This window comes from Membranihabitans marinus (assembly GCF_021729155.1).
Lineage (GTDB): Bacteria > Bacteroidota > Bacteroidia > Chitinophagales > Saprospiraceae > Membranihabitans > Membranihabitans marinus.
In genome coordinates this window covers 19,188-44,797 of the sequence record NZ_JAJQYA010000018.1, presented here as the reverse complement: position 1 = coordinate 44,797, position 25,610 = coordinate 19,188, and the positions used below count along the sequence as shown (strand labels likewise).

At 38.8% G+C, this 25,610-nt stretch carries 18 protein-coding genes and 5 tRNA genes; all 23 read right to left on the bottom strand.

What is annotated here, in order from left to right:
* Positions 1-157: 157 nt before the first annotated feature.
* A complete protein-coding gene (rpoC, locus tag LVD51_RS12270; RefSeq protein ID WP_236971671.1) occupies positions 158-4,441 on the bottom strand; it encodes a DNA-directed RNA polymerase subunit beta' in 4,284 nt (1,427 codons plus the stop codon).
* A gap of 23 nt (positions 4,442-4,464) precedes the next feature.
* Positions 4,465-8,283 carry a DNA-directed RNA polymerase subunit beta gene (gene rpoB, locus LVD51_RS12265; protein ID WP_236971670.1) on the bottom strand — a complete coding sequence of 1,273 codons (3,819 nt, stop codon included), beginning with the start codon at positions 8,281-8,283 and terminating at the stop codon, positions 4,465-4,467.
* A gap of 221 nt (positions 8,284-8,504) precedes the next feature.
* Positions 8,505-8,882 carry a 50S ribosomal protein L7/L12 gene (gene rplL / locus LVD51_RS12260; RefSeq protein WP_236971669.1) on the bottom strand — a complete coding sequence of 126 codons (378 nt, stop codon included), beginning with the start codon at positions 8,880-8,882 and terminating at the stop codon, positions 8,505-8,507.
* Between the two features lie 73 nt (positions 8,883-8,955).
* The gene (rplJ, locus tag LVD51_RS12255; protein WP_236971668.1) at positions 8,956-9,486 is read right to left on the bottom strand and encodes a 50S ribosomal protein L10; all 531 of its coding nucleotides are present in this window, start codon (positions 9,484-9,486) and stop codon (positions 8,956-8,958) included.
* 18 nt (positions 9,487-9,504) lie between these two features.
* On the bottom strand, positions 9,505-10,197 hold the full coding sequence (rplA, locus tag LVD51_RS12250; protein WP_236971667.1) for a 50S ribosomal protein L1: 693 nt from the start codon (positions 10,195-10,197) through the stop codon (positions 9,505-9,507).
* 56 nt (positions 10,198-10,253) lie between these two features.
* Positions 10,254-10,697 (bottom strand): 50S ribosomal protein L11, encoded by a 444-nt coding sequence (gene rplK, locus LVD51_RS12245; RefSeq protein ID WP_236971666.1) that lies wholly within the window; start codon positions 10,695-10,697, stop codon positions 10,254-10,256.
* Positions 10,698-10,720: 23 nt separating this feature from the next.
* Positions 10,721-11,266: a transcription termination/antitermination protein NusG gene (gene nusG, locus LVD51_RS12240; RefSeq protein WP_236971665.1), complete on the bottom strand. Its 546-nt coding sequence runs from the start codon at positions 11,264-11,266 to the stop codon at positions 10,721-10,723.
* Between the two features lie 21 nt (positions 11,267-11,287).
* A complete protein-coding gene (gene secE / locus LVD51_RS12235) occupies positions 11,288-11,476 on the bottom strand; it encodes a preprotein translocase subunit SecE (protein ID WP_236971664.1) in 189 nt (62 codons plus the stop codon).
* A 51-nt stretch (positions 11,477-11,527) separates the two neighbouring features.
* Positions 11,528-11,600, bottom strand: a tRNA-Trp gene (locus LVD51_RS12230).
* A gap of 88 nt (positions 11,601-11,688) precedes the next feature.
* Positions 11,689-12,885, bottom strand: coding sequence for an elongation factor Tu (gene tuf / locus LVD51_RS12225; protein ID WP_236971663.1), 1,197 nt, complete (start codon positions 12,883-12,885; stop codon positions 11,689-11,691).
* 55 nt (positions 12,886-12,940) lie between these two features.
* Positions 12,941-13,015, bottom strand: a tRNA-Thr gene (locus LVD51_RS12220).
* 16 nt (positions 13,016-13,031) lie between these two features.
* A tRNA-Gly gene (locus tag LVD51_RS12215) sits at positions 13,032-13,104 on the bottom strand.
* Positions 13,105-13,150: 46 nt separating this feature from the next.
* A tRNA-Tyr gene (locus LVD51_RS12210) sits at positions 13,151-13,233 on the bottom strand.
* Between the two features lie 165 nt (positions 13,234-13,398).
* A tRNA-Thr gene (locus tag LVD51_RS12205) sits at positions 13,399-13,472 on the bottom strand.
* A gap of 516 nt (positions 13,473-13,988) precedes the next feature.
* Positions 13,989-14,288 (bottom strand): ribosome hibernation-promoting factor, HPF/YfiA family, encoded by a 300-nt coding sequence (gene hpf / locus LVD51_RS12200; protein WP_236971662.1) that lies wholly within the window; start codon positions 14,286-14,288, stop codon positions 13,989-13,991.
* A 19-nt stretch (positions 14,289-14,307) separates the two neighbouring features.
* Positions 14,308-15,204: a tyrosine-type recombinase/integrase gene (locus LVD51_RS12195; RefSeq protein ID WP_236971661.1), complete on the bottom strand. Its 897-nt coding sequence runs from the start codon at positions 15,202-15,204 to the stop codon at positions 14,308-14,310.
* Between the two features lie 312 nt (positions 15,205-15,516).
* Positions 15,517-16,233, bottom strand: coding sequence for a BT_2262 family domain-containing protein (locus tag LVD51_RS12190; protein ID WP_236971660.1), 717 nt, complete (start codon positions 16,231-16,233; stop codon positions 15,517-15,519).
* An 18-nt stretch (positions 16,234-16,251) separates the two neighbouring features.
* Complete coding sequence (locus tag LVD51_RS12185) at positions 16,252-17,721, bottom strand: SusD/RagB family nutrient-binding outer membrane lipoprotein (RefSeq protein WP_236971659.1); 1,470 nt, start codon at positions 17,719-17,721, stop codon at positions 16,252-16,254.
* Positions 17,722-17,741: 20 nt separating this feature from the next.
* Complete coding sequence (locus LVD51_RS12180; RefSeq protein WP_236971658.1) at positions 17,742-20,024, bottom strand: TonB-dependent receptor domain-containing protein; 2,283 nt, start codon at positions 20,022-20,024, stop codon at positions 17,742-17,744.
* Between the two features lie 72 nt (positions 20,025-20,096).
* Positions 20,097-20,975, bottom strand: a complete 879-nt coding sequence (locus tag LVD51_RS12175) for a TonB-dependent receptor plug domain-containing protein (RefSeq protein ID WP_236971657.1) — start codon at positions 20,973-20,975, stop codon at positions 20,097-20,099.
* Positions 20,976-22,885: 1,910 nt separating this feature from the next.
* Entirely contained in the window at positions 22,886-23,380 is a 495-nt protein-coding gene (locus LVD51_RS12170; RefSeq protein ID WP_236971656.1) for a lipid-binding protein, read from the bottom strand.
* A gap of 12 nt (positions 23,381-23,392) precedes the next feature.
* Positions 23,393-24,046: an immunoglobulin-like domain-containing protein gene (locus tag LVD51_RS12165; RefSeq protein WP_236971655.1), complete on the bottom strand. Its 654-nt coding sequence runs from the start codon at positions 24,044-24,046 to the stop codon at positions 23,393-23,395.
* A gap of 15 nt (positions 24,047-24,061) precedes the next feature.
* Complete coding sequence (locus LVD51_RS12160; protein ID WP_236971654.1) at positions 24,062-25,597, bottom strand: SusD/RagB family nutrient-binding outer membrane lipoprotein; 1,536 nt, start codon at positions 25,595-25,597, stop codon at positions 24,062-24,064.
* Positions 25,598-25,610: the final 13 nt, after the last annotated feature.

The following is a 25,610-nucleotide window of genomic DNA, read 5'->3' as shown; positions in this document are numbered from 1 at the left end:
AGCCATAAAACCAAAAGCCGACTAGACTACTAGTCGGCTTTTGGTTTTTATAATAACTACATTTATACCAACTACACATCAGTATACACATAAAAAAACCTGTATCCGATTTAACGAATACAGGTTTGTATTTTATAGTTCAATTAAAGTTATTTACCTATTCGGCAACTTCATCCTCAATCAAAGCTTCATCTCGTTTTACTACTATGTTGCTAAACGATTTCACCCCAGTACCTGCAGGAATACGTTTACCGACAATTACATTCTCTTTCAATCCATTCAAGGTATCTCTTACGCCACCAATAGCAGCTGTACTCAATACTTTAGTGGTTTCCTGGAATGATGCAGCTGAAATCCATGAAGGCGTACCCAATGAAGATCTTGTAATACCTTCCAGTATCGGTGTAGAGGTCGCGGCAATCGCATCTCTAAACTCAACAACCTTGAGATCATTTCTCTTAAGCATTGAATTTTCTTCACGCACCTGTCTCAATGTAACAATCTGACCCGCTTTCAATCGACTAGAATCACCAGCATCGGTAATGACTTTTTTATCGAAAATTTCGTCATTTTCTTTAAAGAAGCTATGCTTATCCACAGGCTCTCCTTCTAGGAATTGCGTATCACCTTGATCGACGATTCTTACCCTTCTCATCATTTGTCGGATAATTACCTCAATGTGCTTGTTATTGATATCGATACCCTGTGAACGATATACTTCTTGAATTCCTTGCAGGATATAAGATTGAACCGCAAATGGACCAGAAATATTCAAAATATCACCTGGAGAAATCGATCCATCAGACAACTGAGTTCCCGCTCTTACAAAGTCACCGTCCTGTACCAAAATGTGTTTCGACAATCCTATCAAATATTTTCGTCGTTGACCATCTTTGGCTTCTACGATGATTTCACGGTTACCCCGTTTGATTTTACCGAAAGATACCACACCGTCTATTTCCGAAGTAACCGCAGGGTTAGATGGATTTCTAGCCTCAAACAATTCAGTTACCCGAGGCAAACCACCGGTGATATCCGATACCTTACTCAACTGTCTTGGGATCTTAGCGATAATCTTACCTACGTCAATCATCTCGCCATCTTTTACCGACATATAGGCACCTACAGGTAAGTTATATACTTTCAACTCTTCACCATCATCTCCAATAACACGGATGATCGGAATTTTCTTTCTCTTCTTAGACTCTATAATTACTTTTTCTTCAAATCCAGTCTGCTCATCTCTCTCCACTCGATAAGTTTCACCTTCTTCGATTGACTCAAACTCTAGACGACCAGGGAATTCAGAAATAATCAAGGCATTAAATGGATCCCACTCACAGACTAGGTCTCCTTTCTTGATTTCTTGCTTGTCTTTGATATATATTTCGGCTCCATAAGGCAAGTGAGCGGTAGACAACAATCTTCCAGATTCTTTGTCTCTAATTCTCAATTCACCAGTTCGAGATAAAACAACACCTTTCTTTTCACCGCCATCTGAATTTATTTCCACAGTACGCACGCTATCAAATTCTACCAAACCGTTAAATTTGGAAACAATCTGAGACTCCGATTGCGATACTGAGGCAATACCCCCTACGTGGAAGGTACGTAAAGTCAACTGAGTACCCGGCTCCCCGATGGATTGTGCAGCGATAATACCTACTGCATCTCCGGTTTCGGCAGCTCTACCCGAAGCGAGGTTTTTACCGTAACATTTCTTACAAACCCCTCTAGTAGACTCACAAGTCAATACGGATCGAATGGTAACCATTTCGATACCTGCTGCTTCAATGGTTCTAGCCATAGCATCGGAAATATATTCGTCAGCTTCCAATATCAACTCATTGGTTTCTGGATGGTGGATATCGTACAAGGTATATCTACCTTTAATTCGAATAGATAGGGCTTGAACGATTTTATCATTCTCAATTAGCGGAGTCATTTCAATACCTCTTAAGGTTTCGCAATCCTCTTCATAGATTACTACATCTTGAGATACATCGACCAATCTACGTGTCAAATAACCCGCATCCGCCGTTTTCAATGCCGTATCCGCCAAACCTTTACGAGCACCGTGAGTAGAGATAAAGTATTCCTGTACGGTCAATCCTCCAAGGAAATTGGAAAGAATAGGGTTTTCAATAATGGCCCCTCCGGTATCACCAGATTTTCGTGGTTTGGCCATCAATCCCCTCATACCACACAACTGCTTAATCTGCTGCTTAGATCCCCGCGCTCCTGAGTGAAGCATCATATACACTGAATTGAATCCACCTTTGTGAGCGGCCAATTCGCGCATTAAGTTATCTGTAATCACATTATCCGCATAAGTCCACTTATCGATAATCTGATTGTATCTTTCATTATTGGTAATTAAACCCATATTGTAATTCTCCCAAACCTCGTCCACTTCTGAACGCGCATTATCCAAGGTCGCTTCTTTAAGGGAAGGCGTAATCAAATCACCTAAGTTAAATGACAATCCTCCTTTGAACGACCAGTAGAAACCAAGATCTTTGATAGCATCCAGGAATTTGGCAGTTTCGGCAAAATCCGTAATTTCAATAGACTCAGAGATAACCGTTTTTAGGTTTTTCTTTGTCAATAGAACATTGATATAAGGCACTTCTTTGGGTGCTACTTGATTGAACAATGCTCTTCCTACCGTAGTATCTATCAGCTTGCGCTCATAAGTACCGTTTCCAGTAGGTTCGAATATTCTCAATTTAATAGGAGCATGTAATTCTGCTTGTCCCTCATTAAAGGCTATACCTACTTCCTCATATGAGTAATACGTTCTGTTGGCTCCTTTCACTTTGGTGAGGTCAGTGCCCTTATCCAACTCTTTACTCATGTAGTAAAGACCCAAAACCATATCCTGAGAAGGAAGGGTAATTGGCGATCCATCTTGTGGATTCAACATGTTGTGAGCAGATAACATCAATACTTGGGCTTCCAAAATAGCAGCTTGGCTCAAAGGCACGTGTACCGCCATCTGGTCACCATCAAAATCCGCATTAAATGCACCACAAACCAATGGGTGTAACTGAATGGCTTTGCCCTCTACCAACTTGGGTTGGAATGCCTGAATAGACAATCTGTGAAGCGTCGGTGCTCTATTGAGCATGATCGGGTGTCCTTTCAATATATTTTCGAGTATCTCCCAGATTACTGGCGATTTTTTATCGACCATTTTCTTGGCTGACTTAACCGTCTTAACGATACCTCGCTCAATAAGTTTTCTAATGATAAATGGTTTAAACAATTCCGCAGCCATTCCTTTTGGAATACCACATTCATGTAACCTAAGATTAGGACCTACCACGATAACCGATCGACCAGAATAATCTACCCTTTTACCCAATAGATTTTGACGGAAACGACCTTGCTTACCTTTCAAGATATCACTCAATGACTTAAGTGGTCTTCCACCTTCCGCTTTCACGGCATTGGATTTTCTTGAATTATCGAACAATGAATCTACTGCTTCTTGAAGCATTCTCTTCTCATTCCGCAAAATCACTTCAGGAGCTTTGATCTCCAAAAGTCTCTTCAATCTATTGTTTCTGATGATTACCCTTCGATAAAGATCATTTAAATCAGAAGATGCAAATCTACCCCCATCCAATGGAACCAAAGGTCTCAATTCAGGTGGTATTACAGGCAAATATTGAATAATAGTCCATTCTGGTTTATTTTCCATTCGACTATTAGAATCTCTAAAGGCCTCCACGACACGCAATCTTTTCAACGCTTCAGATTTACGTTGTTGAGATGTTTCAGTAGCGGCTTGGTGTCTCAATGCATAGGAAAGTTCATCGAGCTCTAGACGAGACAATAAATCCTTTACAGCATCTGCACCCATTTTGGCGATAAATTTATGCGGATCTTCATCATCCAAGGCTTGGTTTTCTTTGGGTAATGTTTCCATTACCTCGAAGTATTCCTCCTCAGTTAAGAGATCCATTTTGGCCACGCCTTCTTCTTCTTTAATACCTGGTTGAATCACCACGTATCTTTCGTAGTATACGATAGATTCTAGTTTCTTAGAAGACAATCCCAATAAGTAACCGATTTTATTGGGCAAAGATCTAAAAAACCAAATATGTACGACAGGTACGACCAATTTGATATGGCCCATTCGCTCTCTACGTACTTTCTTTTCAGTAACTTCTACCCCACATCGATCACATACGATGCCTTTGTATCGAATCCTTTTATACTTTCCGCAATAGCATTCGTAATCCTTCACTGGACCAAAAATTCTTTCGCAAAACAAACCATCTCTTTCCGGCTTATACGTCCGGTAATTAATAGTCTCAGGTTTCAAAACTTCTCCAAATGATCTTTCTAAGATATCATCAGGCGAGGTCAAACTAATGGTTATACTGTTAAACCTATTATTGAGTTTCTCGTTTTTATTTGTGTTAAATGGCATATCTTTCAAAATTAAGCGAAAAGTTAATCAAATTTCACATCCAGTGCTAATCCACGTAATTCGTGTACCAATACATTGAATGACTCAGGAATGTTGGGTTCTGGTAAAGGATCCCCTTTGACGATAGACTCATAGGTTTTGGTTCTTCCTTGGATATCATCAGATTTTACAGTCAACAATTCCTGCAAAATATTCGATGCTCCAAATGCCTCCAAAGCCCAAACTTCCATCTCACCAAATCTTTGTCCCCCAAACTGAGCCTTACCTCCTAATGGTTGCTGGGTGATCAATGAATATGGTCCAATCGATCTAGCATGCATCTTGTCATCTACCATGTGAGACAATTTAAGCATATAGATTACCCCAACCGTTGCCTGTTGGTGGAATCGATCTCCTGTGGCACCATCGTAAAGATAAGCTTGACCCAATTTTGGCAATCCAGCCTTGTCTACGTACTCATCGATTTCTTCAACCGTCGCTCCATCAAAGATCGGAGTTGCAAATTTGACATCTAGTTTTTCACCAGCCCATCCGAGAACGGTTTCAAATATCTGCCCCAAGTTCATCCTTGAAGGTACACCCAAAGGATTCAAGACGATATCTACTGGAGTTCCATCACTAAGGAATGGCATATCCTCTTCTCTTACGATTCGAGCTACAATTCCTTTATTACCATGACGTCCGGCCAATTTATCACCCACTTTAAGTTTTCGTTTCTGAGCGATATATACTTTTGCCAATTTCAATACACCAGAAGGAAGTTCATCCCCAATTGAAATATTGAATTTCTCACGCTTATATCGACCTACTTCTTCATTGACTTTGATAGAGTAGTTGTGAAGCAATCTAGCAATCAATTTGTTGATGGTTTCATCCTCAGTCCAATTGCTATAATCGATATTAGAATAATCGACATCTTTAAGAATACCTTTGGTAAACTTAGTTCCCGATTTGATAACTTCTTCATTATATACAGTTTTCACCCCTGAAGATTTAGACTCCTGAAGGATAGACTGTAACTTATCGATCAATCTGGTCTTGAGCTCATTCAAAGCAATGGCGTGCTCATCATCCAAATTTTTCAACAATTCTTTTTCTTGAACTTTTTTGTTCTTATCTTTTTTAGCCCTCGCGAATAATTGTTTTTTGATAACAATACCTTCGGCCGATGGACCTGCTTTCAGTGATGCATCTTTAACATCACCAGCTTTATCTCCAAAGATGGCTCTCAAAAGTTTTTCTTCCGGTGTTGGATCTGTTTCCCCTTTTGGAGTAATTTTTCCAATTAGAATATTACTTTCTTTTATCCAAGCCCCTACTCTAATGATACCATTCTCATCGAGATCTTTGGTTGCCTCTTCACTTACGTTAGGAATATCATTGGTTAATTCTTCTTCGCCCAATTTGGTCTCCCTTACGTCCAATTCATAACTTTCGATATGCACTGATGTGAAAATATCGTCTCTTACTACACGCTCAGATATTACGATGGCATCCTCAAAGTTGTACCCTTTCCAAGGCATAAACGCTACTTTAAGGTTCTGACCCAATGCCAATTCTCCTTTTTCTGTAGCATAACCATCACATAATATTTGACCTTTAACCACTTTTTGTCCTTTGCGAACAATAGGTCGTAGATTTACACAAGTACCTTGGTTGGTACGCAAGAACTTGAGCAAATTGTAAGTCTTAATATTGTTTTCGAATGATACGAGTTGATCTTGTTCTGTAGCGTCATATCGAATTACTATTTGATTGGCATCTACACTTTCGATAACTCCAGATCCCTCTGCGTTGATCATCATTCGAGAATCTCTAGCTACCTGTCCTTCCAAACCAGTACCCACAATAGGAGCCGCTGGACGAAGTAAAGGTACAGCTTGACGTTGCATATTCGATCCCATCAATGCACGGTTGGCATCATCATTTTCCAAGAAAGGAATCATGGAAGCCGATACCCCTACAATTTGGTTGGGAGCAACATCTATATATTCTATTTCATCAGGTGTGAGCACAGGGAAATCACCGTGTTCTCTACAACTAATTCTTTCATTTACAAAATCCCCTTTCGCGTCGATTAAGGAATTCGCTTGGGCAATTTTCTTGAAATCCTCCCCTTCTGCAGACAAATATTGAGCATCTCCTGCCAACACCACTTTACCATCTTCAACCGGACGGTAAGGCGTTTCCAAGAATCCCATTTTATTGACCTTCGCATGAACACAAAGGGTAGATATCAAACCAATATTTGGTCCTTCTGGTGTTTCAATTGTACACAAACGACCGTAGTGAGAATAGTGAACATCACGAACCTCAAAACCGGCTCTCTCTCTCGACAAACCACCTGGCCCTAGGGCTGAAATTCTTCTCTTATGGGTAATCTCAGACAATGGATTGGTTTGATCCAAAAACTGAGAGAGTTGAGATGTACCGAAGAATGAATTTATCACAGAAGACAGGGTACGCGCATTGATCAAATCAACAGGAGTAAATACCTCATTGTCCCTTACATTCATTCGCTCTCTGATGGTTCTAGCCATACGAGCCAAACCAACACCAAATTGACCATACAATTGCTCTCCTACCGTTCTAACACGACGATTGCTCAAGTGATCAATATCATCTAACTCCGCTTTTTGGTTGACCAAACTCACGAGGTATTTAACGATTTCAATCATATCTTCTTCAGACAATACCAATGTTTCCATAGGGATCTGAAGATTCAATTTACGATTGATTTTGTATCTTCCCACTTCACCGAGGTTGTATCGTTTGTCTGAGAAGAACATTTTCTCGATAATACCACGAGCTGTTTCCTCATCCGGCGGATCGGTACCTCTTAGTTGACGGTATATATAAGTAACCGCTTCCATTTCGGAACTGGTTGGATCTTTCTGTAACGTATTAAAAATGATACTGTAATCTTCATCAATATCATTTCTTTGCAACATAATATGTTCGACCTCTGACTCGAGGATGGCTTCGATATGTTCTTCTTCTAATATCACATCACGTTCAATGATAATCTCATTTCTCTCGATGGTTACCACCTCACCGGTATCCTCATCCACGAAATCTTCTGTCCAAGACTTCAAGACTCTCGCTGCAAGTTTTCTTCCGACAACGCTATCCAAAGTATCTTTATCTGTACCTACTTCCTCTGCTAGATTAAATAGATTAAGGATCTTTTTATCTGAGTCAAATCCAATGGCTCTTAGGAGGGTAGTAACTGGGAATTTCTTCTTTCGATCGATGTAAGCGTACATAACAGAGTTGATATCTGTTGCAAACTCCATCCAAGCTCCTTTAAAAGGAATGATCCGAGCTGAGTAAATTTTAGTTCCATTCGGGTGAAATGATTGACTGAAAAACACCCCTGGAGATCTGTGCAACTGAGATACAATTACACGTTCAGCACCATTGATAACAAAGGTACCTTTTGGTGTCATATAAGGGATATTCCCCAAAAACACATCTTGAACTATGGTTTCAAAATCGATATGCTCCTCATCGTTACACGACAAACGCAATTTGGCTTTTAGCGGCACGCTATAAGTCAATCCACGTTGCATACATTCTTCAATAGAATATCGCGGAGGATCGATGTAATAGTCTAAAAATTCTAATACGAAAATATTTCTTGCATCAGTTATTGGAAAATTTTCCTGAAACACGCGGAATAAACCCTCATTCCCCCTATTTTCTGGAGTTGTTTCTAACTGAAAAAATTCTTGAAAAGATTGCAACTGAATCTCCAACATATCGGGAGACTCTGTCAGCAAATTAATCTTTCCAAAATTAACTCGTTCCTTTGGAAGTACTTGATTGTCATTGGAAGCCATGGATAAAAATTTAATACGTCATTATAATTGTATACCACTTCAATACTTAAAACTGTCCTTTCTATATACCTTGTCGAAGAAGCAAGACACAAGGTCGGCACTGGAAATAAAGAATAAACAAACGTAAGGAAGACCTAACCTACCTATGGTTGGTTAAGTCTTCCTAATATTATTTCATATTTAATCTTCTGCTTATCTCTTTATTTCTTGAAGATTACAAATTACTTCAATTCCACTTCAGCTCCAGCTGCTTCAAGAGCCGCTTTCAAGCTTTCAGCTTCTTCTTTAGCTACACCTTCTTTGATTGCTGAAGGCGCACCATCTACTAGTTCTTTAGCATCTTTCAATCCTAGACCCAATAGATTTTTTACTTCTTTTACTACTGCCAATTTAGCAGATCCTGCAGATTTCAATATAACATCGAATTCAGTTTGAGCTGCTTCACCAGCTCCGTCGCCGCCACCAGCAGGGCCAGCTACTGCTACAGCTGCTGCTGCAGGCTCGATACCATACTCATCTTTTAATATAGTTGCTAATTCACTAACCTCTTTAACGGTTAAGTTAACTAATTGTTCTGCTAATTCTTTTAATTCAGCCATTTTGATTTTTTTTTAATAATTACTCAATAATATATTGAGAGCGTTGCGCTTGGAAGCCTATCTCTATCAACAATTAATTTTCGCTTCTTTCTTCTAAAGTCTTCAACAAACCGGAAAGGGTTTGACCAGCAGACTGAAGAGATGCGATAACTGTTTTTGGAGGTGATTGTAATAATCCAATAACCTCTGCCAATAAATCCTCTTTGGATTTCAACTTGGCCAATACATCGATTTGTTCGTCTCCTACAAATACGTCTGTATCGATATAAGCCGCCTTAAGGACTGGCTTATCATTTTTCTCTCTAAATTCTTTAAGAATTTTTGCGGGTGCATTAGCCACATCGGTAAACAAGATAGAGGTTGGACCTTTCAATGAGTCATACAATCCTTCTACTTTTTTCTCAGCTGGCAAAGCTTCTAATGCTTTACGCACCAAAGTGTTTTTTACAACTCTCATCTCAATCCCTTTCTCGTAGAACAAACCTCTAAGGTTGTTAATTTTCTCTACTGAAAGTGAAGATGAATCGGTTAAGTAAAAATATTCTGATCCTTCGAATTTACTTCGAAGTTCTTCTATTAAGAGTGTTTTTTCTGCTTTTGTCATTGGTAATAACTTTTAGAATTAAGCAATGGTTTTGGGATCAACTTTTACACCAGGACTCATAGTACTAGCTGTAGTAATTGATTTCATATACGTTCCTTTCGCTGTAGAAGGCTTCATTTTTAGGAGGGTTCCCAAAAATTCGTTTGCATTGTCCTTCAATTGATCAGCGGTAAAAGACACACGTCCAATCGGTGTATGAACGATACCAAATTTGTCAACTCTAAAGGCAATTTTACCTTTCTTGACTTCTTCAATAGCATTTCCAACATTAGGTGTAACTGTACCAGATTTAGGATTGGGCATAAGACCACGAGGACCTAGGATTCTACCTATTTGACCTACTTTGGCCATTACATCAGGTGTAGCGATAATAACATCTACATCTGTCCAACCATCTTTGATTTTCTGTACATATTCATCCAGACCTACATAGTCTGCACCAGCATTTTTAGCTTCTTCTTCCTTGTCGGGATTACAAAGCACCAATACGGTTTTCGTTTTACCTGTTCCGTGAGGTAATACCACTGTACCACGAATAGCTTGATCTGCTTTCCGAGGATCTACACCCAATCGGATATGTAAATCAACAGAAGCATCAAACTTTGTGATATTAACTTTTTTCACCAACTCCATAGCCTCAGATACAGAATATTGTTTTTCTACATCTAAAAGTTCTAAAGCAGCTTTTCTTTTCTTTGTTAATTTTGCCATTTTATAGAATTATGAGGTCATAGCGCCCAAAATCGGACTCCCTACTTAGTCTTAAATTAGTTTTCCCACGGAGGTGTACCACTCACGGTAATCCCCATACTTCTTGCAGTACCAGCAACCATTTTCATAGCTGATTCAATAGAAAAAGCATTTAGATCTGGCATTTTACCCTCAGCGATATCTTTCACTTGATCCCAAGTTACAGATCCCACTTTCTTTCTATTGGGTTCATCAGATCCTTTTTTAATTTTTGCCGCCTCTGCCAATTGTACAGATGCAGGAGGTGTTTTAATTACAAATGTAAATGATTTGTCTTTAAACACAGTGATGAGAACAGGAAGTACTTGTCCCTGCTTGTCTTGAGTATCTGCATTAAATCTTTTGCAGAACTCCATAATATTTACCCCTTTTGCACCCAATGCAGGACCAACTGGAGGAGCTGGATTAGCTTGTCCTCCTCTTACTTGCAACTTTACAAAAGTTTCTATCTCCTTAGCCATTCTAATTAATTTTAAAAATTATGCTATTGTTGTTTTTCGACCTGTACAAAGTTTAATTCAACTTCAGTTCCTCGACCAAAAATCTTCACAACTACTTTTACTTTTCGTTTCTCTTCGTTTACTTCGATTACATCCCCTACAAATTCGTTAAAAGGACCATCAACTATTTTCACAGTTTCTCCTTCTAGGAATGGTTCTATCATAACCTCTTGAGAAATATTCGATTCATCAACTTTTCCTAGCATCCTATTGGCTTCAGATTGACGCATAGGAATGGGATTAGTTCCTCCCAAAAAATGGATGACATTTGTCATGCCTGAAATGGATTGAATGATCTCTCCACTAAAGTTTTCAGGATCGGCCTCAACTAACAAGTAACCAGGAAGGATATTTCTCTCCGTGATTACTTTTTTGCCTCCTCTGATTTTATACACTTTCTCTGTAGGTACTACCACTTGTGTCACTATATCAGTCCATTTTGAACGCTGCATTTCCAGATCAATTCTTTCCTTGATCTTTTTTTCTTTACCGCTTATGACACGAAGAGAATACCACCTTTTTTCAGCCATTTTACTAAAGTTTTTATCGGTTTATAGACTGTAGATCAGATCCAAAACCTGCTTAGACACCGTGTCTAATAAAAATACAATTAGAGCAAATATTATACTTGCGATCAATACCAAAATAGTACTACTAATCAACATCTGCCATGAAGGCCAAGTCACCTTTTGTGTTAACTCTTGGTAACTTTCTCGAAAACTATCTGCTATTTTACTCATTTGCTATAATCTAAATTAATAAAAGTGCTGATGAATATAGTTTAAAAAAAGCAGGAGAGACAGGACTCGAACCTGCAACCTGCGGTTTTGGAGACCGCTGCTCTACCAATTGAGCCACTCTCCTGTATTATATAAAATAATGTAAATGATTAAGCACCAAACAATTGCCACTTAATCACTTACATTACATATATTTCGTTTACTATTATAAACTAGTCCAAAATCTCTGTAACCTGACCAGCACCAATGGTTCTACCACCTTCTCTGATCGCAAAACGCAATCCTTTGTCCATGGCAATAGTGTTGATCAATTTAACTTCCAAAGTTACGTTGTCACCAGGCATTACCATTTCTACTCCATCAGGCAAAGAAATATCTCCAGTTACGTCAGTCGTTCTAAAGTAGAACTGAGGTCGGTAACCGTTGAAGAATGGCTTATGACGTCCACCCTCATCTTTACTCAATACATATACTTCACATTTGAAGTGTTTATGCGGTTTTACTGTTCCAGGAGCACAGATTACCTGTCCTCTCTGAATATCTTCTTTATTGATACCTCTCAACAAAAGACCTGCATTATCACCAGCTTCTCCTCTGTTCAAGATTTTTCTAAACATCTCAACTCCAGTTACAGTTGAAGTTCCAGGCTTAACACCATCTTCCTGCATACCTACGATCTCAACACCATCACCTACATTGATAACACCTCTTTCGATTCTACCTGTAGCAACAGTTCCTCTACCAGTGATAGAGAATACGTCCTCTACTGGCATCAAGAAAGGCTGATCTACCAATCGAGTAGGCTCAGGAATGTCAGCATCTACTGCAGCCATCAAATCTTTGATTGCTTGAACAGCACCAGCTTCTCCTTCCAACGCTTTCAACGCTGAACCTTGGATAACACTTGCGTTGTCACCGTCAAATTCATATTGATCTAAAAGTTCTCTAACTTCCATCTCTACCAACTCCAACATCTCTGCATCGTCTACTAAATCCACTTTATTCATGAATACAACGATCTTAGGAACACCAACCTGACGAGCCAACAAGATGTGCTCTCTAGTTTGTGGCATAGGACCATCAGTAGCAGCTACAACCAAGATAGCTCCGTCCATTTGAGCAGCACCAGTAACCATGTTTTTCACATAATCGGCGTGACCTGGACAATCTACGTGTGCATAGTGTCTGTTAACAGTTTCATACTCCACGTGTGCAGTATTAATTGTGATACCACGCTCTTTCTCCTCTGGAGCAGCATCGATAGCATCATAATTCATTTTCTCTGCAAGACCATCACCAGATAATACAACTGTGATCGCTGCTGTCAATGTCGTTTTACCATGATCCACGTGACCAATAGTACCAATGTTTAAGTGCGGCTTATTCCGTTCAAAATTCTGTTTTGCCATTACATTTGTTTTTTATGTATCAACAATTAATTGATTAAAGTATCATCCACTATCTTGGAGCCAATGAAGGGAATTGAACCCCCGACCCCTTCCTTACCATGGAAGTGCTCTACCCCTGAGCTACATTGGCAAGAAGAAAAAGAAAGAGCGGGAGACGAGGCTCGAACCCGCGACCCTCAGCTTGGAAGGCTGATGCTCTACCAACTGAGCTACTCCCGCTAATTATATCCTAATCTTCGTATTATGATATACGATGCCTATATAGTGGGGGCGATAGGATTCGAACCTATTCAGACGGAGTCACCAGATTTACAGTCTGGCCCGGCTCTCCAACTCCGGCGCGCCCCCATTCTTCCACAACTTTTAAGACATCGTTATCATATCTATCCTTTCTCTGCTCAATATACCCATATAACTCAATTCTAAAAAAGAAATAGTCAAACTTTGGTTCAATCTCTCTCAATACCCAAAGGCAGAATCAAAAGACTGTGTTTTTACAATTGCAATACATTGAGCCGGCAGAGGGATTCGAACCCCCGACCCGCTGATTACAAATCAGCTGCTCTGGCCAACTGAGCTATGCCGGCTAACAATATTATCTCATTAAATACTTCAATCAACAAACAAATGCCAATATCACATTCAAATAATTCGTCGCACCATAAAAACAAACACCAAAAATTTCACACCTGAAAAACAGATGCGCTCAACAACTTCTCCTAGAAAACAACACCATTTAAATCCACTTACAAGTAAATAAATTCAAACGCATTATCCAGCAAACTCATCCAAGAAGAGAATAAGGTGATAGTGTTAGATATTATAAAAAAATTTCAAATTAACCCGCTTTCTCTTAAAGCGATTGCAAAGATAATATTAAAAATTATATTTACAAATGGAAAAATATATTTTTTTCAACTTCTTTACTTTTGCGAAAGTACAACAATTTTAAAAACCTCAAAAACATCTTTTAAAATTTTGCAAAATATTTCTCAAATTTCTCATACCCTATTACTATTCAATTACTTATAAAACCACTTAAAAAATACAAAGCCACCCTATACTTCGAAATACAGGGTGGCTTTTTTTATTTTTTTTTATAATTAATATGTTCTTTGCAGCTCTTTATACTTGATTATCTGCCTTTTTAATACATCAACTGCTTTATCCGTGGCCGATTCAAAGGTTTTGTCTGTTTCTTTTGCGAAAATAGTATCTCCAGGGACATGTATTTTAGCTTCTAATATTTTATCCTTGATTTGACCAGAATTTTCCAATTTTAAAATGACACTCACATCTATAATCTGGTCATAAAATTGTTCCAACTTACTCAATTTCTTCTCTATAAAATCTACTAAGATCCTGTCGGCATTAAAGTGGATAGATTCTACTCTTACTTTCATAATAACATTTTTTATAGTGTTAAAGAATGATCCGATCGAGATTGGGCAAGGAGGACTTGTAGGCCGCCTTGAGCTTCTCTATCGAATTATGTGTATATATTTCTGTACTAGCCATACTGCTATGTCCCAAAAACTCCTTTATTATCCTCACATCAGCTCCATTGTCTAGAAGATGTGTGGCGATAGAATGCCTCAATATATGAGGACTGGATTTTTCAGTCGTCGCTATGACATCTATTATTTGTTTCACCTTATTATATATCCATTTGGGATAGGCAGGCTTACCATTGTCCCGCACTATTATATAAGGTGTCAGATCATCAAATTGCGCTTGAATTTCTTCTCGATACTTAGTCAACTTATCAACCAAGTCAACTCTCAAGGGAATGATCCGCCATTTATTACCCTTACCTAGTACTCTTATCTGTTGACGATCCCAACGAATGTCATCAAAAGTCAATTTCATTACCTCTGCACGTCGCATTCCCGTCTCATATAATACCTGAATTAGCATTTGATCTCTGAGATCCTGCCAGCTTTCACTCGGTGCATTTATATATTTATCGATGGCCTCTGTAGGCACAACTACAGGCAGGGATTTTCCCACTTTTACACTTTGGATGTGTTGCAGTGGATGACTACTCACTATTTGATTATTGAACAGGTATTTGTAGAATGATCTCAGACTAGATATTTTTCGGTTAATGGTTCGTTTGTCACTTGATAATTCTGAGAGGTGAAAAACCCAGCTACGGACATTAAGATGACTAACCTCAGCCCAATCCATTTCTCCAAAAGTCTCGTCCAAAAAAGATTTGAATTGATTCAAATCCTTGCGGTAGGCCACTATGGTATTGTCCGAGTACCTTTTTTCATATTTTATATAATCTAAAAACCTAATTATTTTACTATCCATTTACACTCCCATATTTCCCCTGCAATCATTCCTTTCCATAATTTTGTTTCCGGGCTTTATCGAACACCCCATCCCTATATTTAGGTTGCCACGCACTAGTGGATATAAAACTGAATTGAACTAAATATAATTGTAATTTTTGATATTTTAACCATTTTATACAGATTTCGCAGTAAATAGTTAGTAGAAAATAAAAAAGCGATTGTTCGCCAAGTGCAAACAATCGCCATAAAAAATTAGGCAAGTAAATTCATTATTTGATTTTTACAACTGCTATGAGGCTATAAAAACCAATTTATGCATTATACCTGATTACTTCTTCTTCAATACCACATCAAATTCACCATTTCCAAAATTCCCTGATCCGTGATAGGTAATCGTGCCTGTAGAAGCATCTACTTTAAAATTGGTAATTTGAACTACATTTCCCCAAACTGGGAAGGTAGCATCTGACACTGTAAAATCATTGGAACCTATATCATTGGCGGTAATCACCGCGCCTAAAGACGCATAATCTGGTCCATACTCAAGTCCCAAATCATAATAACCACCGATACCATGTGACAATCCATAGGTATTGTCTGACAATTGGACGATATATACATTATTGAGATCAGCTTGAACTGCCCCAGTAATCCTAGTAACGGTTGAAGAATAGATACCAGAAATATTGGTCACCAAATCACCATCACATGGTTTTTTGAATACCTCTCTCATATATGCCCCGGGAATGCCATCGACATTCACTGCACTATAGCTAATCACATACTCATCCGGAGTGGAAACTGAAGAAGCTCCAAAATACTTACCTTTTACTACAGTATTTACATCGATTTCTGTCCCTCCTTCAATGGCGATGGTTCCGGGATCAACAAAATCTTCCACGCAGGTCAATTCAATATAATCCTCTCCAGCTGCTTCAAACTTGGGAAGGTAGGTTATTTTTGATTCAACAATATCTGACTCTTCCTCACAAGAGAAAAATCCTATTGCCAAACACAATAATGCTATTATTTTTATTTGTTTCATCTTTTATGTTTTTAATTCTTAATTATCCCAGAACACTTTATCTCTAATATCTTTTTGGGCAGGTGCATTTCTATTCAAACTTTGCTCCTTAGCTGGATATACCCAAGACGAAGGATGCACACCTTCATTCAATACCGACTCCAATGGTGTTCTATATATACCTGTTTCAATGGAAGTAAAAATAGGATTATCTGGAGTATCAAATCTCAATGACTCTAACCACCCTTCTGATTCCTGCAAACCATTCATAGATATCCATTTTTGGATAGCGAGAATTTCAATTTGCTCATTTGTACTGGCAGCGGCGTCGAAGTCCAGACTTGCCATATAAGCTTGTGCATCATCTGACGTTAAACCCAAGTAAGTAAAGTGTTCAGAAATTGCATTTAAAAGAGCTGTTTCCGCGACATCAGCGGTACCAAATCGAATAGCCGCTTCTGCTCTCAAGAACCAAACTTCCCAATGACTCATAAATATCGCAGGATTATCACTGTCGTATGTAATACTAGTACCTTGACTATAATCATCTTTAGAACTGGTGAAAGGTTCGTTGTCAACGGATCCTTGATCAATTCCTATTATTTCACCTTCGTGATTTACAGCCTCAGCATACAACAATGGCAATCTAGGATCAGCCAAAGAATCAAGTACATTCAAAGATGAATTACTGGCGATATAGAAATTGCCTATTCCTGATTCCATATTGGCATACATTGGATTCTCGTCACCGGATTGACCTAAAAAGTCCATAAATGGAGCCTCCGCTTCAGAAGAAATCAAATCCCCTTCATCGATTAATGCTTTGACTGCTGAACTAATTTCTGCTGTATTTCCAGTCACCGACTGTCTCATGAGAATCCTCAATTTCAATGAATTAGCAAATTTTTTCCATTTAGCTATATCTCCACCATAAATCAAATCTTCGCTTCCCATATCACCACTAGAAGCTTTTGCCAATTCTGCCAAACCTTCATCAATCATTGGAATCAAAGCCGCATAGATAGTAGCGGCGTCATCATACTTAGGTGCAATTATCGAACCATCCTCAATCTCCCCGAGTATTGCTTCAGAAAAAGGAACATCTCCAAAGTGATCGACCAATCCCTGATAGGTATAAGCTTGAAGAATCTTACCCACTCCAACAAAAACCGGCTCCTCAGATCGGGTTAGAAATTGAAGATCAGTCAAGGCGTTGGCATAAGTTCTATCCCAAGCATTGTTAGCAGATACACCATTCATAATATATCGCTCATCATCTCCGATGGCTACTCCTGGACCCCAAGTCCAATACTGTGCCCAAAGGAAAGCCCTTTCATTATACTGTGATTCCAATACCCATGACAAATAACCCTGTGCAGAAGTCAATACTTCTTGAGGTCTTGCGGTAGGAGATCTGTCTGGATCTACATTTAATTCTTCTAAACTTTCGGAACAAGCAAAGGCCAACAAGCCTAGACAGAGTATGCCGAATTTATATAATAATTTCATATTTTATCTTTTTTACTATTTTAAAATTTCAATGCTAAATTGATGCCATAGCTTTTAGAAGGCGGGATCTGAGTAGTCTCCACACCGGCAGCATTACCACTCAATCCTGGTCCATTGATTTCAGGATCAGCATAGGTGTTTTCTGATGGCAGCCAAAATTTTAAGTTATGAACAAACAAGCTTACTTTGGCATGAGTCAACGGAGAGTTGGCCAACAACTTTTTAGGTAAAGAATAACTCAATCCAATCTCTCTCAATTTCAAATAAGTAGCATCGACCAACAAACTATTTCCACCAAAGGTAGTACCCGATATTGCATATATATCTTGAGCCGTTACCTCTACCTCATTGGGTGAATAGGTTCCATCCTCATTTTCAAATACACTATTAGGGAATACAAAAGGCTCTCTGTCGTTCAACAATGTAGTAGTAGCTGTACCGTTGAATTCCAATTGATCTTTGGTTGTCGAAAGAAATGAGCCCCCTTTTCGATAATCAAATAAAATATTAAATCCTATACCTTTGTAGCTAAGACTAGTACTTGCACTTGCCGTCCAGTCGGGCTGATATGCATCGAAATAATACTCATCAGAAGTCAAGGTAGGCAATCCATCTGCCCCTACTATAGTTCGGCCATCATCTGTGGTAGCAACGGTAGTACTTTTAAAAGTTCCAAATGGATATCCTTCTTTGGCAACAATAGAAACCGCAGCATTGGTATAAGGACCTCCTACTGTCAATTCATCTGTATCCTCAGAAATTTTTACTACTTCGTTGGTATTTTTTGAATATATCAAATTCACATCCCAGTACAAGTCTTTAACCATTCCGTCTATCGGCTTGATATTTAAAGACAATTCATGTCCCTTATTGGTCATTTTTCCAATATTGCCAGTAGTAGAGGTAAATCCAGAAGAAGACGGTAAACTAATTTCTACTATTTGATCGGTATGATCGGAACTGTAATAAGTATACTCTACATTAAATCGACTATCAAAGAATCCGATATCTGCACCAAATTCATAGGTGGTAGTTAACTCAGGCTTAAGACCGGGATTTCCGATCACATCAGACACCGTAAATCCAGATTGACCATTCAACGGAAAGGTTAATGAATGACCAGAATTAAGAGCCTGCAAGGTTGAATTTCCTAAAAATGTAGACTCCAACAAATACAAACCAGCATCTTTACCTGTCGTACCTATACTTGCTCTCAACTTTAGAAAATCTAAAAATTTATTGGGTTGCATATTCAACAAATCCGTCATTACAATAGAACCCCCAATAGCTTGGTAGAAGAATGAATTATTGTCCACGGGCAAAGTAGAAGATTTATCATTTCTAGCTGAATATTCCAAGAACACAGCGTTGTCAAACCCTATGGACAAGTTACCATAAAAGCCATATAAACGATATCTTGTACTCTCTTCAGTCGACTTGGCCAATTGCACGCTATTGCTGAGGTGATACCAACCAGGAACAACAAGTCCACCAACGGTCTCTCCCTCCACAAATCTTGTGGTTCGATTAAAAATATTGTACCCCACAGTTGCGTCCATAGTCCATCGACCATTAGAGGTTAAATTTCTAGCATAATTTAATAAGGCAGAGCCATCAATATTCAAATTAGAACCTTCTAAGTTTGAATATTCTCCCGGTGAATTGTGACGACCACCTCTGGAAACCAATTCAAAATCATCACCCCAAACCAATTGATCTGCATAGGCGTATCTAGGAATTGATTCATTTACATTTCTACTAACAGAGTTTAGACCAATTCTACCTACCAAATCCAAGCCTTCTAGGATATTATATTTCACACTGGCATTGGCCAATAGGTTATTAAATTTACCCTCTGATTTATATTCATTTAAGATGTAATACGGATTAATAGAATAACTTCCGTAAAAACCATTTAAATCATGGAAAGGGCTGGTATAATCTCTAATTTCACTATAGGGAATATTAACCGGAGCCTGAATGGCATTTGCATAAGCATTCAAACCTTCAAAAGGTCGGTAGCCCTCAGTAGCTGTATTCAATTCTAATATTGAGTAATTTACTCCAAAATCTGTAGACAGTCGATCGGTCAATTTTGCACTGGCCTTTAGATTAAAATTGTTTCGATCATAACTCGTATTATCCATTGTACCTTCTTGAGCCACATTGGAGTAGGACGCGTAATATGTAAATCCTCCTTTGGCACCAGATAGATATACACTATTGTTTAGATTACTTCCCTGTCTAAAGAAGTCTTGGATTTGATTGGGAACCGCGCTATAGGGTCTTACCAATGCTTCCAAAGCACCGTCGCCATCGGCATCAATCGGACTGGTCCACGGTCTTTCTACTCCATCAAACCTAGGGCCCCAAGACTAGTTCTCTCCAGTATCGAAGTGAGCATTATCATACCCTTGACCAAACTGATCTTGTCTTTGCAACAACACATAAGCTTCTTGAATCGAATAGGAAGAATTCACTCCTACCTCCACTTTTCCGTCTTTTCCATTTCCACCTTTCTTTGTCGTTACTACTAAAACACCAGAAGCACCTCTCGATCCATAGAGAGAAGTTGCAGAAGGTCCTTTTAATACTGTGATGGATTCAATGTCTTCGGGATTTAAATCATTAAATCGATTACCGTAATCGGCATATCCATTACTAGAGGTCCCATCTCCTCCTCTACTGGTCGAGTTATCAATAGGTATACCGTCGATCACAATAAGGGCATTGTTGTTTCCTGTCAAGGAACTCTCCCCTCTTATTACAATTCGGCTGGATGCACCTACAGAACCAGAACCAGTGTTAATTTTGACCCCTGCAGTTTTTCCTCGAAGGGCTTCTAGTGCATTCTTGTTGGGGGAGGACATCAAATCCTCTGCTTTAACCGTCTGGTTGGCATAAACCACGCTACGCGAGTTTCGTTCCAAACCAGTAGAAGTTACCACTATCTCTTCCAAGAGTTGACCAGACACTAAGACTACGTCTATCATAGTGCGTCCATTAATTGGAATATCCTGAGATTCAAAACCAGTGTAACTAAATAGCAATTCTTCTGCACCTGCGGGTACTTCGATGGAATACTTACCATCGAAGTCGGTAATGTTACCAATGGACGCTCCCCTTACAAGAACATTGGCGCCTATCAGTGGATCCCCATCTTCATCTACTACTGTTCCTGTCACAGTAGTTTGGGCAAATGAGGTCATGCTCCAACACAATGCTAGAGCCACAAAAAATAAAAATCTTTTCATGCCTTACTTTTTTATTAAACAATCTTTAAAAGTGGAAAAACAATCACATACACGCGAATAACACCATCATTGTACACAAATGGCGATAATAATATACGCGATTATCAATCCTTAAGTCAGTAATATAAATCAAAACGATTTTGACATGATAAATGCTTCTTTATTAGGTCAAAATAATTTCAGGAGGTAAAGATATAGAAATATTTTCGAGAATATAAAATCAATATGACCAATTATTATCCCTTTAAGTATCATATTAACGCATTTTACAGGAAATACAAAGACTTCCATTATTTATTGCCATAACTTCACAATTATTACGACATTATTAATAATTTATTAATTAATCGTTAATAAATTTAATTCCATAGTCAAAATGGCAAAACTTAAAGAATATAATTTCGAACTTAAAATGATAAAAAATATATTATTTGACATTAAGTCAAAAAAATGCGCCACATTATTACAAATAAATACAAACTTTTTTCACATTATAAAAAGTCAATAATTTTTGGTTTTTATCAATATTTCTTAAAAACTCATATCAAATAGTTAACCAAATACAGTATCCATTCTATTTATATAGCTAGGATCCACCCTTAAGACTGTATAAAAAGCCCATTCCGTCCTTTAAATTACGGTCCAGTATTTTTTTTAAACAACTATGAATTAGGGAAGATTATAGACGAATTATAGGGAAATCATGCTTCGGCACGATGGAATTTTCCACCTGAATTTTAAAGCAATCACGCCAAAAAAACTAAAAGCAGTCCTGAAAGGACGACATAAAATAGCATAGGGAGAAACCCTATGATTTATACGAATTACATTTTATAATGACGGAAAAGATTTCGAATGACTGAATGTAGTTGCCAAAAGGCAACCCGATGTCCTAAATATGACCGAATGCAGTACGAAGTACCCAATCCATTAAATATGGATTGGATGAGGGAACCGGAGCCACTGTGCCGAGGTATACGAATGTAGTTGCTCTATTGAGCAACCCGATGGATTAAATCTAACTGAGTAGGGTCCGCAGGACCATTGGTAGTCAATCTACCAATGACGAAGGCACCAAAGCCACTGGCTTTGGGTGGGTAAGCCAGATGAGTGAAGTCATGCCCCCTGTGGCATGACGACGCATCATTATAGTAAGTTAAATTATTGATGTCAAAAACATAATAATAAGTCTTAAATTGGTGGTTTTGGGAGACGCAAGGCCAACCCACCCGAAACACAGTGATTTCGGTTCCTTCATCAAATGCCCTCAGTGGGCATTTGGTAGTCTTTCAGACTACTTCATTCAGTCATGGCTTAAATATTGTGAATTAAGACGTAATGCTATACTGGTAGTAGTATCTTAACTAGGAATTCCAGGGCAATCACGCCTCGGCACAGTGGCCTACCCACCCGGAGCGCAGTGGCTCCGGTTCCCTCATCCGATGGACATTTAGTCCATCGAGTTGCTCTAAAGAGCAACTACATTCGGTCATCTTCATCAAAGGTCGATTTGCGACCTTTCCTCACCCACCCACAGCATGGTAGCTGTGGTTATCTCACCATTGACCGATTTACGGTCAATGATACTTCGTATTATGTTCGATAATGCACTTTATTCAGTCACATTTAGTCGATTGGATACTTTCCTCTCCCACCCAATGCGCGGAGGCATTGGTGCCTTCATCAAATACCCATTGAGGGTATTTGGTCACTATGGTGACTTCATTCAGTTACATTCAGTCATGTCTCTACGTACTCAAAATAAATTAAAATACCACACCGAAGCCAGTGGCTAAAAACCTTACGAGTTACAGGGCAATCATGGATTAATACATGAATTGGGATTAAAGAAATAACCATTTCTAGGAAAACAATCCGTCCATTAACCTCAAAATATTTACCACCTATACCTAATGCTCATCTTCAAGAAAACCCGTCCTGCGATATCCCGAATAGATCACTTCATTATCATAGTCAGAAAATTTAAACCGAATCTGAATCGAATCCGTTGTTGTACCACTAGGAGGTTGCACGGCATCTAGCCAAACCTGACCACCTAAAATCTCTGCAAAAATGGTATCGTTATAAAAATTGGCTCCGCCTGCTGCTGCATCAAAAGTCAACGCAGCTGCATTTACTTTTAATACACCTTTATACGGCCATGTCTCATGGTCATCCAAGTACAACTCCGTAGGTATATTGGCCGATGTATTATAAGTGGTCACCGTATAATAACTATTGGACAAGAGATTTCCATCTGCCACTTCATTTTCATAGATTTTAACAAACCAATCTCCAGCTAATTTCTCAACTGCTGTTCCACCGGGATCCAATTCATCGGTTAAATCGCAGGAAAACATCATCATAACGACCAAGGTCATATATAGGTAATATTCAATTTTCATCTTCTATCAATTTTAATATATTTTAGTCAATACTATACTAAAGCCAAAATTAACCGCTGGAAAAAGTAAATCCCAGCTCCAGGTCTGTCCATCGGCCGATCGAACACCATTACTGACTTCTACCGCCAATCCAAATCCATTGTTAAAAGCTGGATCGGCTACAAAAGTATTGTCATCGTTCAAGGTCAATGTAAAGGGCGCAATATTTCCAAACCCATCTCCACGCGCAAATACATAATAACCTCCAGCCGCATCACTGACGCTATATCTATTGCCTCCGAGAGAAGAAATCAAAATGGGACCTCCAGTACCAGTATTTGTGCGTATACCACTATACAAACCAGCAACCTCTCCCACCTCATATACAATAACCATTCTAGACTCAGATCGAGAAAATCCATCTTCATTGGTCGATGAATAGGTAACACTGTAATAACCAGGCTCTGAAGTATTGACATCTGACATCACCTCCACTTCTACAGCTATATCACCCACCATGGCCTCAGCACCGGGATCCACAAAAGCAGTACCCATCTCTACAGGTAAGACAACATCACCCAAAACAGAAATCACAGGATAGGTAGTTACAAAAGAAGGTGATGCATCATCCTCACACCCCCAGAAGACCAATCCCAACATTATTATCATATAAGTAATATATTTCATCGTTTATATTTTTAGTTAATTAACATCCCACCATACGGGAACATCTACAGCAACCTTAGCTGGTGAATTGGGATTTACATTGAGTTCTGAATCGGGAAAAACCAATCTTCTCGGCAATTGCCCCGGATTTAATACGGTTTCATATGAAATAATATAATCACCGATTTTATAGTTTGTATCGCAAGAAGTAGTTCCAGAGATAGCCTCTCCGTAGGTAATATCGCAAGGATAACTAGTAATAGTCGACACTTCTGGATACCCTGTCCTATTCTGTTCAAAAAATGACTCGTATCCCCGATACACATAGGCCACCCATTTTTGCATCATTATTGCTTTGAATTGCTCATCAAAAGTCCCTCCTTCTGGAAACTCATAGGCCCCACCAGAAGCAACCAAGGCCGACCCATCTTCGCTATATCGATCAAAAGCCGCAATTACTCCGGCATCGTAGTATTTCTTGGCCTCTGCTGCGTTGTTCATCACCCTCAAATAGGCTTCTGCCAGCATAAAATGAACTTCTTCAACACTGAAAAAATAAAAATTTTGCGTGGGCGACAATTTAACCTGAGAATGACTTAGAGGATCCAAATCCGCAGAAGGCACATCAAAACTGCCGTTGAGTACGCCCACAATACTACCACCGGAAGCGGGATTGAAAAAATGACTTGCTCTGACATCTCCATTTTCTTCTAAAAATCGTACTAAAGTATAAGATGCTCTTAGGTTATTACCAGTATTCAACTGCCTTCGATCGCTTTCATACAAAGGAAAACTCTTACTATCTGCATCTTCAAAATCTGAAATGGCAGCATCAGCAGTCGTCAAAAATGGGACATTCGCATTGATCATGGCCGAAATACCAGTCATGGCTAGAGAGGGATTAACTTCCATCTGTCGCAGATACAGTTTCAATTTTAAAGTATTGGCAAAAGCAATCCAATGACCAATTTGATTGGCCAAGCTTCCATCTCCAAATAAGAAATCATTGGGATTTAAAGTATTGGTTACTGCATCAAAATCCTGAGCCAAAGCCTCATCCAATCTTGCAATCAAGCCTGCATATACAGCTTCTCCACTGTCAAATGTAGGCTGAGAAAAATCATCAGGAGACAAAGATTGGCTAAAGGGAACCATATCATACAAGTCAGCTAGTACTTGAAAAGTGAAGGATTGGAGTGCAACAGCTTGTAAATTGACATTCCAATTGCCTTCTATTTTGGCTTTATCTGCTGCGATTTTGGCATCTACCAAGGCGTCTGAATACAATAAATCCCATTCATTATTATAGTCCGCACTGGTAATATTGTAACTATCTTCTGACTTATACTGAGAAGAGTTATTGTGCTGAGCCCAATGCTGAGACCAAATCCCTCCAAAAATAGAGTATTCTCCAGAAAGAGAACCAGCAATCTGCCCCTCAATCGCGGGGATGGCTAAGCTAGCCGGAATATCCACTGCCTTATCGGGATCATTGTTTATGTCCAACCAATCATCACATGAAAGAAGACATGTTGACAAGATTACCATTGATATTATATATATTAATTTCATCTTTTATAATTTT

What these genes read in the sequence shown, in the direction of transcription:
- rpoC (WP_236971671.1), bottom strand. Translation starts at nt 4,441, where the DNA reads ATGCCATTTAACACAAATAAAAACGAGAAACTCAATAATAGGTTTAAC.
- rpoB (WP_236971670.1), bottom strand. Translation starts at nt 8,283, where the DNA reads ATGGCTTCCAATGACAATCAAGTACTTCCAAAGGAACGAGTTAATTTT.
- rplL (WP_236971669.1), bottom strand. Translation starts at nt 8,882, where the DNA reads ATGGCTGAATTAAAAGAATTAGCAGAACAATTAGTTAACTTAACCGTT.
- rplJ (WP_236971668.1), bottom strand. Translation starts at nt 9,486, where the DNA reads ATGACAAAAGCAGAAAAAACACTCTTAATAGAAGAACTTCGAAGTAAA.
- rplA (WP_236971667.1), bottom strand. Translation starts at nt 10,197, where the DNA reads ATGGCAAAATTAACAAAGAAAAGAAAAGCTGCTTTAGAACTTTTAGAT.
- rplK (WP_236971666.1), bottom strand. Translation starts at nt 10,697, where the DNA reads ATGGCTAAGGAGATAGAAACTTTTGTAAAGTTGCAAGTAAGAGGAGGA.
- nusG (WP_236971665.1), bottom strand. Translation starts at nt 11,266, where the DNA reads ATGGCTGAAAAAAGGTGGTATTCTCTTCGTGTCATAAGCGGTAAAGAA.
- secE (WP_236971664.1), bottom strand. Translation starts at nt 11,476, where the DNA reads ATGAGTAAAATAGCAGATAGTTTTCGAGAAAGTTACCAAGAGTTAACA.
- tuf (WP_236971663.1), bottom strand. Translation starts at nt 12,885, where the DNA reads ATGGCAAAACAGAATTTTGAACGGAATAAGCCGCACTTAAACATTGGT.
- hpf (WP_236971662.1), bottom strand. Translation starts at nt 14,288, where the DNA reads ATGAAAGTAAGAGTAGAATCTATCCACTTTAATGCCGACAGGATCTTA.
- LVD51_RS12195 (WP_236971661.1), bottom strand. Translation starts at nt 15,204, where the DNA reads ATGGATAGTAAAATAATTAGGTTTTTAGATTATATAAAATATGAAAAA.
- LVD51_RS12190 (WP_236971660.1), bottom strand. Translation starts at nt 16,233, where the DNA reads ATGAAACAAATAAAAATAATAGCATTATTGTGTTTGGCAATAGGATTT.
- LVD51_RS12185 (WP_236971659.1), bottom strand. Translation starts at nt 17,721, where the DNA reads ATGAAATTATTATATAAATTCGGCATACTCTGTCTAGGCTTGTTGGCC.
- LVD51_RS12175 (WP_236971657.1), bottom strand. Translation starts at nt 20,975, where the DNA reads ATGAAAAGATTTTTATTTTTTGTGGCTCTAGCATTGTGTTGGAGCATG.
- LVD51_RS12170 (WP_236971656.1), bottom strand. Translation starts at nt 23,380, where the DNA reads ATGAAAATTGAATATTACCTATATATGACCTTGGTCGTTATGATGATG.
- LVD51_RS12165 (WP_236971655.1), bottom strand. Translation starts at nt 24,046, where the DNA reads ATGAAATATATTACTTATATGATAATAATGTTGGGATTGGTCTTCTGG.
- LVD51_RS12160 (WP_236971654.1), bottom strand. Translation starts at nt 25,597, where the DNA reads ATGAAATTAATATATATAATATCAATGGTAATCTTGTCAACATGTCTT.